We start from the raw sequence: 8,226 nt of genomic DNA on the forward strand, positions 1-8,226 counted from the left end.
GCTTGCTCCCGGGCAGGGACATCGATGCCGTCGCCTGCCATCAGCTGCGCGGCGGCGTCAGCACCGGTTTCCGGCGGAATCACCAGCACGCGCCTGCCGCCGTCCCACTTCGAGAGGACGACGAGTGCCCCACGCGCATGCGCCCCGTCACCACGCTCCGTCTCAGGCCCGCGCCACCGGGCCCGCGTCACGCCTCGCCCGCGAGGTCGAGGTCCTCTCGTCCCGGTGTGTTCTCCGGCCGTACCGCGAGGCGCCAGGGCCGGGGGATCGGCGCCGACACCGTGCGCCACCACGGCTCCGCGGGCAGCTTCCCGGACGGTTCGAAGGGCTCACCTGGGCGCGGCAGCGCCACCGCCTGGCCCGCCTCGTCACCCGCGTCCTTGGTCCACTCCCCCGGCTCGGCCCAGGCGTGCGGGGCCAGGCTGAAGGTCCCCCAGTGGATCGGCAGCAGCGCGCCGTGCGGCCGGCCGCCCTGGAGGTCGAGGTGGGCGCGCATGCCCTCCTCGGGTGTCATGTGTATGTCGGGCCAGTGCTCGCTGTACGCGCCGATCTGGATCATCGTCAGGTCGAACGGGCCGTGGTCGGCTCCGATGTCCTTGAAACCGTCGAAGTATCCGGTGTCACCGCTGTGGTAGATCCGGTGCTCCGCGCCCGCCACGACCCAGGACGCCCACAGGGTGTGCTGGGTGTTGCGCAGCCCCCGCCCGCAGAAGTGGCGGGCGGGGGTGGCCGTCAGGGTGAGGCCGCCGACCTCGGTCGCCTCGTGCCAGTCCAGCTCGCGCACCCGGCCGGGCGCCACTCCCCACTGCTCCAGGTGGGCCCCGACGCCGAGCGGCACGGCGAACAGGGTGTCCGTGCCGGCCAGCGCCCTGATGGTCGGCAGATCGAGGTGGTCGTAGTGGTCGTGCGAGATGACCACCACGTCGACCGGGCCGAGCGCGGCGAGCGGCACCGGGACCGGGTGCAGCCGCTTGGGGCCGGCGAACGGGAACGGCGAGCAGCGTTCGCCCCAGACGGGGTCGAACAGGACGCGGTGCCCGTCGATCTCGGCGAGGACGCTGGAGTGGCCCATCCAGGTCGCCCGCAGGCCGCTCGCCGCGGGCCTGGCGAGGTCGGCGACAGTGGTGGGATGCACGGGGACGGTGCCGCGGGGAGCACGGCGGGCGCGCTGCTCCTTCTCGAAGTACTTCTTCGCGAAGTCCAGCATCGAACCCGAGGGCCGGGTGCGCGCGACCCCTCCGGGGTTCTGGAAGACACCGTCCTTGAAGTGCGGTGAGCCCTGGATGCGGGCCAGGCGCTCGCCGCCGGGGTCCGCACCGAAGGCGGCGGGCCGCAGCGCGCGGAGCCCGGAGCTCAGGGGACTCGAACCGGTCACGGTACCTCCAGTGGTATAGCCGAGGCCCTCCATTATGGTCGGCCCCTCGGGCGGTCGGCGTTGACACCGCACCACCCGCCTCCCAATACTGACCCACTGTTCAGTAACACCCTTTCTTCACACAGCTCGCGAGGAGCCCCGGTGCCCGCTCCCCTGATGTCTCTCGTCTGGACCGACCACGTCACCGGCCGCCAGGGCTTCCTGGTCGTCGACCGGTTGGTGCGGGGCGTGGCCAGCGGCGGTCTGCGGATGCGGCCGGGCTGCACCCTGGAGGAGGTCACCGGGCTTGCCCGCGGGATGACCATGAAGGAGGCCCTGCACTACAACCCCGAGGGCCGCTACGTCCCCCTCGGCGGCGCCAAGGGCGGCATCGACTGCGATCCGCAGGACCCGGGGGCCTACCCGCTGCTGGTCCGCTACCTGCGGGCCATGCGGCCGTACATCGAGAGCTTCTGGACCACGGGCGAGGACCTCGGGCTCACCCAGGACCTGGTGGACCGGGCCGCCGCGGGGGCGGGGCTGGTCTCCTCAGTGCAGGCGGTGTACCCGCTGCTGGACGACGAGACGGCGGCCAGGCGACGGCTGACGGACGCCTTCGCCGTCGAGGTGGACGGCATCGGTCTCGACGAGCTGGCCGGCGGCTGCGGGGTCGCCGAGTCGGCGCTGACGGCACTGGACCGGGCCGGGGTGCCGCACCGGGGGACGCGGGTCGCCGTACAGGGGCTCGGCACGATGGGCGGGGCCACGGCACGCTTCCTGGCCCGCGCGGGGCTCACGGTGGTGGCCGTCGCCGACGTCAAGGGCACCATCGCCAACCCGGCGGGCCTGGAGGTCGAGGCGCTGCTGCGCGCGCGGGACGGGTACGGCACCGTCGACCGCGCGGTGCTGCGCCCCGGCGACCTGGAACTGCCGGGTGACGCCTGGCTCGCCACGGACGCGGAGGTCCTGGTGCCCGCCGCGGTGTCGTACGCGGTCGACACGGCCAACGAGCACCTGGTCACCGCCCGCTGGATCGTGGAGGCGGCCAACATGCCGGTGCTGCCCGAGGCGGAGGAACGGCTCACCGCGCGCGGGGTGACCGTACTGCCGGACGTGGTGGTCAACTCGGGCACCAACGCCTGGTGGTGGTGGACCTTGTTCGGCGACATCGGCCCGGACGCCGAGGAGGCGTTCGCCCACACCCGGCGCTCGATGCGGGCACTGGTGGGGCTGGTGCTGGACCGCGCGGAGTCCGACGGTACGACGCCCCGGGCCGCCGCGCACGCCCTGGTGACCGACCGGCTGCCGGTGATCGCGGAGCGGTTCGGCTGGTACCGCTGACGGGGCGGCGGCGCACGGGCCCCGCGCCGAGGAGCGGCGCGGCGAGAGCCGTGCGGGCGGCGGGCGGCTCACGGCCGGATGTCGCGGGCGAGGACCACCGCGTAACGGCATTCGGTGCCGGTGGTGTTGGCGAAGACGCGGTCGGCGGGGGCGCCGAGTTCGACGGTGTCGCCGGTGCCGAGTTCGTGGACCGTGCCGCCGTCGTGGAAGGTCAGGTGTCCGTCGAGGACCCAGACGAGCTGCCGTACGAAGGCGAAGGCCGCCGCCGGGTACGGGACGCGGGCTCCGGCGGGCAGCCGGATCTCGGCGATCTCCGCCGGAAAGCGCGGGCCGCTGATCTGACGGCGCCGGTAGCCGGTGCCCGGATCGCGCCACTCGGCCGCGTCCGCACCGCGCCGTACTCCCACCCCTGCCGGCGACCGGGGGTTCCTCCTCGCACGCCCCGGGCCTGGTCTTCCAGACGAACCCCTCGAAGACCATGACGGAAATGGCGCGCTACACCGTCGAGAAGTTCTGCTCCCTCGACGTCGACGGCGCGCCCTGCTTCCTCCAGGTCGGCGGCCTCGAAGTGGCCACCAGCCCCGAGCGCCTCGCCGAACTCCACCGCCGGCACGGCTGGATCACCGCCTGGGGCATCGAGGCACGCCTGCTCGACCCGGACGAGTGCGTGGCGCAGCACCCGCTGGTCGACCGCGACCGAGTCCTCGGCGGCCTTCTCGTCCCCACCGACGGCCTCGCCAAGGCCGTCCTCGCCGTCGAGGCCCAGATCCGCCGGGCCACCGAACGCGGGGTGCGCTTCCTGCCCCGCCACGAGGTCCTCGACGTGCGGCAGAGCGAAGGCGCCGTCACCGCCGTGGTGACCGACCAGGGCGAACTCCCCGCCGACATCGTCGTCTGCTGCGCCGGCATCTGGGGCCCGCGGATCGCCCGCATGGTCGGCATGAACCTGCCGCTCACGCCGCTCGCCCACCAGCTCGCCTGGACCGGCCCGGTCCCCGCCCTCGCCGGCCAGACCGAGGAGGCCGTCCGCCCGATCCTGCGCCACCAGGACGCCGACCTCTACTACCGCGACCGCTTCGACGGCATCGGCATCGGCTACTACGGCCACCGCCCCATGCCGATCTCCGCCGACGACATCCTCTCCTTCGACGAGGCCGACCGGATGCCCTCGGTCCTGAAGTTCACCGAGGACGACTTCGAGGATGCCTGGACCGAGACGCAGTCCCTCCTGCCCGCCACCCGCGAGGCCAAGATCGAGGAGGGCATCAACGGCCTGTTCTCCTTCACCACCGACGGCTACCCGCTGCTCGGCGAGTCCCCGGACGTCAAGGGCTTCTGGGTCGCCGAGGCCGTCTGGGTCACCCACTCCGCGGGCGTCGGCCGCGCGGTCGCCGAATGGCTGGTCGACGGCCACTGCTCCTCGTTCGACCTGCACGAGTGCGACGTCAACCGCTTCGAGCCGCACCAACTGGCCCCCGAGTACGTCCTGGCCCGCGGCTGCCAGAACTTTGCCGAGGTGTACGACATCCTCCACCCCCTCCAGCCGAGCGGGAAGCCGCGCCCGATCCGCACCAGTCCCTTCCACGCCCGCCAGCAGGAACACGGCGCGTTCTTCCTGGAGGCGAACGGCTGGGAGCGCCCCCAGTGGTACGAAGCGAACGCGCCTCTCGTCGAGGGCCGGGAGATCCCCACCCCCAACGACTGGGCCGCCCGCTACTGGTCGCCGATCGTCGGCGCCGAGGCCCAGGTCACCCGCGAGACCGTCGCGATGTACGACATGACGGCCCTCAAACGCCTGGAGGTCACCGGTCCGGGCGCCGCCGACTTCCTGGAGGGGCTCGTCACCGGCAAGGTCGCCAAGTCCGTCGGCTCGGTCACGTACACCCTGCTGCTCGACCACGACGGCGGCATCCGCAGCGACATCACCGTGGCCCGTCTCGGCCGCGACCTCTTCCAGGTCGGCGCCAACGGCAACCTCGACCTCGACTGGTTCACCCGCCACCTGCCCGCCGAGGGCACGGTCCAGGTCCGCGACATCACGCCCGGCACCTGCTGCATCGGCCTGTGGGGCCCGCTCGCCCGCGACGTCCTCCAGCCCCTCACCGACGAGGACTTCTCGGGCGACGGCCTCAAGTACTTCCGCGCCAAGCGCGCCTACGTCGGCTCGGTGCCGGTCACCGCGATGCGTCTTTCGTACGTCGGCGAACTCGGCTGGGAGCTGTACACCACCGCAGACCAGGGACAGAAACTCTGGGACACCCTGTGGGCGGCGGCCCGGCCCCTCGGCGGGATCATCGCCGGGCGCGGTGCCTTCAACAGCCTCCGCCTGGAGAAGGGGTACCGCTCCTTCGGCACCGACATGACCTATGAGCACGACCCCTACGAGGCCGGCGTCGGTTTCGCCGTCCGGCTCGACAAGGGCGACTTCATCGGCAAGGCCGCGCTGGAGCGGCGCGCGGCGGACGTACGGCGGAAGCTGACCTGCCTCACCGTCGACGACCCGCGGGCCGTGGTCATGGGCAAGGAGCCGGTCTACGACGGGGACCGCGCCGTCGGCTACGTGACCAGCGCCGCCTACGGCCACACGGTCGGCAAGGGGATCGCCTACGCGTGGCTGCCGGCGGAGCTGGCGGTACCCGGGACGGCGGTGCGGATCGGGTACTTCGACCAGCGCGTGGCGGCGGTGGTGGCCGAGGAGCCGTTGTTCGACCCGGCGATGTCCCGGCTCCGGGGCTGAGGGAGGAACTGCGCGCGCAGGCGCGGGCGAACACCGTTGTGCCGGAGGTCAGCCGAGTTGCCCTGCCAGCTTCCCCAGATGCGCCGCGCGCGACTCGGCCGTCTGGCCCTGGACCAGCAGGAACAGGGCCTCCCGCGCCAGTCGTTGGGCGCGGTTCTCCAGGGACATCGCCCGGCCGCCGCCCGCCACCACGGCCGCCGTCGTCGCCGTGCGCATCAGCGTGAACGCCTCGGCCCGCAGCGCCAGGCGTTCGGCGGTGTGCTCCTGCGGCACCGGGTGGTCGGCGAGCGCGTAGGCCCGGCGGCGCACCTCTTCGAGGCGGGCCCGCAGGGGAGCGGCGTACGCCTCCTCGACCAGTGCCAGGGCCGCCCGAGTGATCCCGAAGACCGCCGGGTTGGCGTTGCGGGTCTTCGGGCGGTCCGCCGCCGCCCAGTCCGCGTACGGTGTCCGCAGCGCCACCGCCTCCTCCGGCACCCACAGGCCGTCCAGGTCCAGGGACACCGTCCGGGCCGCGGTGAGCGCCGCCAGCCGCATCGGCTCCGACGCCCGCAGCCCCGGCTGCTCCCGCGCCTCGACGAAGGCGAACAGCGCCTCGTCGTCCTCGGTCACCCCGGCGAGCAGCAGCACGTCGTTCAGGCCCCAGCCGGTGTACCAGGGCACGGTGCCGTGGAAGCGCCGGCCGCCCTCCTCCGCCCGCACCCGCACAGGGACCCGCGGATACGAGCGCAGGTGCGCGTACGCCACCCCGGACAGCAGCTCACCGCGCGCCAGCGGGCCCAACAGCCGCTCGCGTACCGGAAGTTCTGACTTGACCAGGGTCTGCACCGGCGTGTGGTGCTGCGTCTGCACGAACCAGGTCGAGCAGCACGCCCCGGCCAGGATCTCGGCCGTCTCGCGTACGACCGCCGCGGGCGCCGCCGAGCCGCCGTAGACCACCGGCGCGCCCACCCCGAGCAGCCCCGAGTGCTTGATCGCCTCGATGTGGCCGACGGGCACCCCCTCCTGGTCGACGCGCTCGGCGGCGGGCGCAAGCAGGCCGTCGGCGAGTTCGCGGGCGCGGGTGACGAGCGGATGTGCGGCAACGGTCATGAACAGGATTCTTCCGGTTCCGGGTGCCGTGCCGCGATCATGCCGGCCTGTGCCCCCTGCCGGGGCCCACCGGCCGACCCGATGTGATCTATGTCAACCCGACGGTGCCCCGAGGTCGGAATTTACTTCGGACCGTGAAAGGTTGCAAAGTACATCTGACCGCCGAGACCGCAGCCGGACCACCCGGCCCACCCGCACCCGGCCCACCCGCACCACCAGCGAGGCATCCGTGAACCAGCCCACCCCAGAGCAGCCCGCCGACATCGTCGCCCGGCTGCGCGCGACCTTCCGCACCGGCCGCACCAAGCCCGTCGAGTGGCGCACCGGCCAGCTGCGCCGACTGCGCGCCATGCTCACGGAGCGCGGCGAGGAACTGGCCGCCGCCCTCCACGCGGACCTGGGCAAGAGCGCCCGCGAGGCCTACGGCACGGAGATCGACTTCACCGTCCGCGAGATCGACCACACCCTCGACCACCTCACGCAGTGGCTGCGCCCCGAGCCCGCCCCGGTCCCTGCGCACGTGGGCGCCGACGCGAGCGCCTGGACCCAGTACGACCCCCTCGGCGTCGTCCTCGTCATAGCGCCCTGGAACTACCCGGCCCAGCTGCTGCTCGCCCCCGTGGCCGGCGCCCTGGCCGCCGGCAACGCGGTCGTCGCCAAGCCCAGCGAGCTGGCCCCCGCCACCTCCGCCGCGCTCGCCCGGCTGCTCCCGGCCTACCTCGACACCGACGCGGTGGCCGTGGTCGAGGGCGGCGTCCCGGAGACCACGGCCCTGCTCGCCGAGCACTTCGACCACATCTTCTACACCGGCAACGGCGCGGTCGGCCGGATCGTCATGCGTGCCGCCGCCGAGCACCTCACCCCCGTGGCCCTCGAACTCGGCGGCAAGTCACCGGCGTTCGTCGACCGCGACACCGACCTCACGGTGGTCGCGGACCGGCTGGCGCGCGGCAAGTTCCTGAACGCGGGCCAGACCTGCGTGGCCCCCGACTACGTGCTCACCGACCCCGAGACGGCCGCCGCCCTGGAACCGGCCCTGGCCAAGGCCGTCGAGAAGCTGTTCGGCAGCGAGCCCAAGGAGTCCGGGGAGTACGGCCGGATCGTCAACGAGCGCCACTTCGACCGGCTCAGCGCGCTGCTCGACTCGGGCCGTGTCGCCGTCGGCGGTGACACCGACCGCGCCGCCAGGTACATCGCGCCCACCGTGCTCGCCGACGTCGCCCCCGACTCCCCGGTGATGCGGGAGGAGATCTTCGGTCCGATCCTGCCCATCGTCACCGTCCCCGACCTGGACGGCGCGATCGGGTTCATCAACGACCGCGACAAGCCCCTCGCGCTCTACGTCTTCAGCGAGGCCGCAGGAACCCGGGAGCGGATCGCCGCCGAGACCTCCTCCGGCGCACTCGGCGCCGGTCTGCCGTTGGCCCATCTCACCGTCTCCGACCTGCCGTTCGGCGGGGTGGGGGAGAGCGGCATGGGCAGCTACCACGGCCGCTACTCCATCGAGACCTTCAGCCACCGCAAGGCGGTCCTCGTCAAGCCGCTGAGCTGATCGCCACCAGGAGCCCCCGCTCGGCCACCTCGACCGGTACCGTCACCCGGCAGCGGGTCCGGCAGCGGGTCCGGCAGCGGGTCCGGCAGCGGGTCCGGCAGCGGGTCCGGCAGCGGGTCCGGCAGCGGGTCCGGCAGCGGGTCCGGCAGCGGG

At 73.2% G+C, this 8,226-nt stretch carries 5 protein-coding genes and 2 pseudogenes; 3 read left to right on the top strand and 4 right to left on the bottom strand.

The annotated features are described in order from the left end of the window. Nucleotides 1-187: 187 nt before the first annotated feature. Nucleotides 188-1,375 carry an MBL fold metallo-hydrolase gene (locus ABZ646_RS19655; RefSeq protein WP_360520178.1) on the bottom strand — a complete coding sequence of 396 codons (1,188 nt, stop codon included), beginning with the start codon at nucleotides 1,373-1,375 and terminating at the stop codon, nucleotides 188-190. Nucleotides 1,376-1,516: 141 nt separating this feature from the next. On the opposite strand from ABZ646_RS19655, the gene ABZ646_RS19660 reads away from it, so the two are divergent. Next, the gene (locus tag ABZ646_RS19660; protein WP_360520180.1) at nucleotides 1,517-2,695 is read left to right on the top strand and encodes a Glu/Leu/Phe/Val dehydrogenase dimerization domain-containing protein; all 1,179 of its coding nucleotides are present in this window, start codon (nucleotides 1,517-1,519) and stop codon (nucleotides 2,693-2,695) included. A 68-nt stretch (nucleotides 2,696-2,763) separates the two neighbouring features. Here ABZ646_RS19660 and ABZ646_RS19665 read toward each other — a convergent pair whose 3' ends face one another. After that, on the bottom strand, nucleotides 2,764-3,102 hold the full coding sequence (locus ABZ646_RS19665) for a cupin domain-containing protein (protein WP_360520182.1): 339 nt from the start codon (nucleotides 3,100-3,102) through the stop codon (nucleotides 2,764-2,766). On the opposite strand from ABZ646_RS19665, the pseudogene ABZ646_RS19670 reads away from it, so the two are divergent. Further along, nucleotides 3,102-5,432 (top strand): annotated as a pseudogene (locus ABZ646_RS19670) (FAD-dependent oxidoreductase); the annotation flags it as partial. The gene ABZ646_RS19665 and the pseudogene ABZ646_RS19670 overlap by 1 nt on opposite strands. A 48-nt stretch (nucleotides 5,433-5,480) precedes the next feature. Here ABZ646_RS19670 and ABZ646_RS19675 read toward each other — a convergent pair. Then, entirely contained in the window at nucleotides 5,481-6,521 is a 1,041-nt protein-coding gene (locus ABZ646_RS19675) for an acyl-CoA dehydrogenase family protein (protein WP_360520184.1), read from the bottom strand. A gap of 229 nt (nucleotides 6,522-6,750) precedes the next feature. On the opposite strand from ABZ646_RS19675, the gene ABZ646_RS19680 reads away from it, so the two are divergent. Further along, on the top strand, nucleotides 6,751-8,073 hold the full coding sequence (locus ABZ646_RS19680; protein ID WP_360520207.1) for an aldehyde dehydrogenase family protein: 1,323 nt from the start codon (nucleotides 6,751-6,753) through the stop codon (nucleotides 8,071-8,073). Here the strand turns inward: ABZ646_RS19680 and ABZ646_RS19685 are convergent. Then, a pseudogene (locus ABZ646_RS19685) lies at nucleotides 8,016-8,226 on the bottom strand (hypothetical protein); the annotation flags it as partial. The gene ABZ646_RS19680 and the pseudogene ABZ646_RS19685 sit on opposite strands and share 58 nt — an antisense overlap.

The sequence above is a fragment of the Streptomyces sp. NPDC007162 genome (assembly GCF_040634175.1).
GTDB lineage: Bacteria > Actinomycetota > Actinomycetes > Streptomycetales > Streptomycetaceae > Streptomyces.

What these genes read in the sequence shown, in the direction of transcription:
- ABZ646_RS19675 (WP_360520184.1), bottom strand. Translation starts at nt 6,521, where the DNA reads ATGACCGTTGCCGCACATCCGCTCGTCACCCGCGCCCGCGAACTCGCC.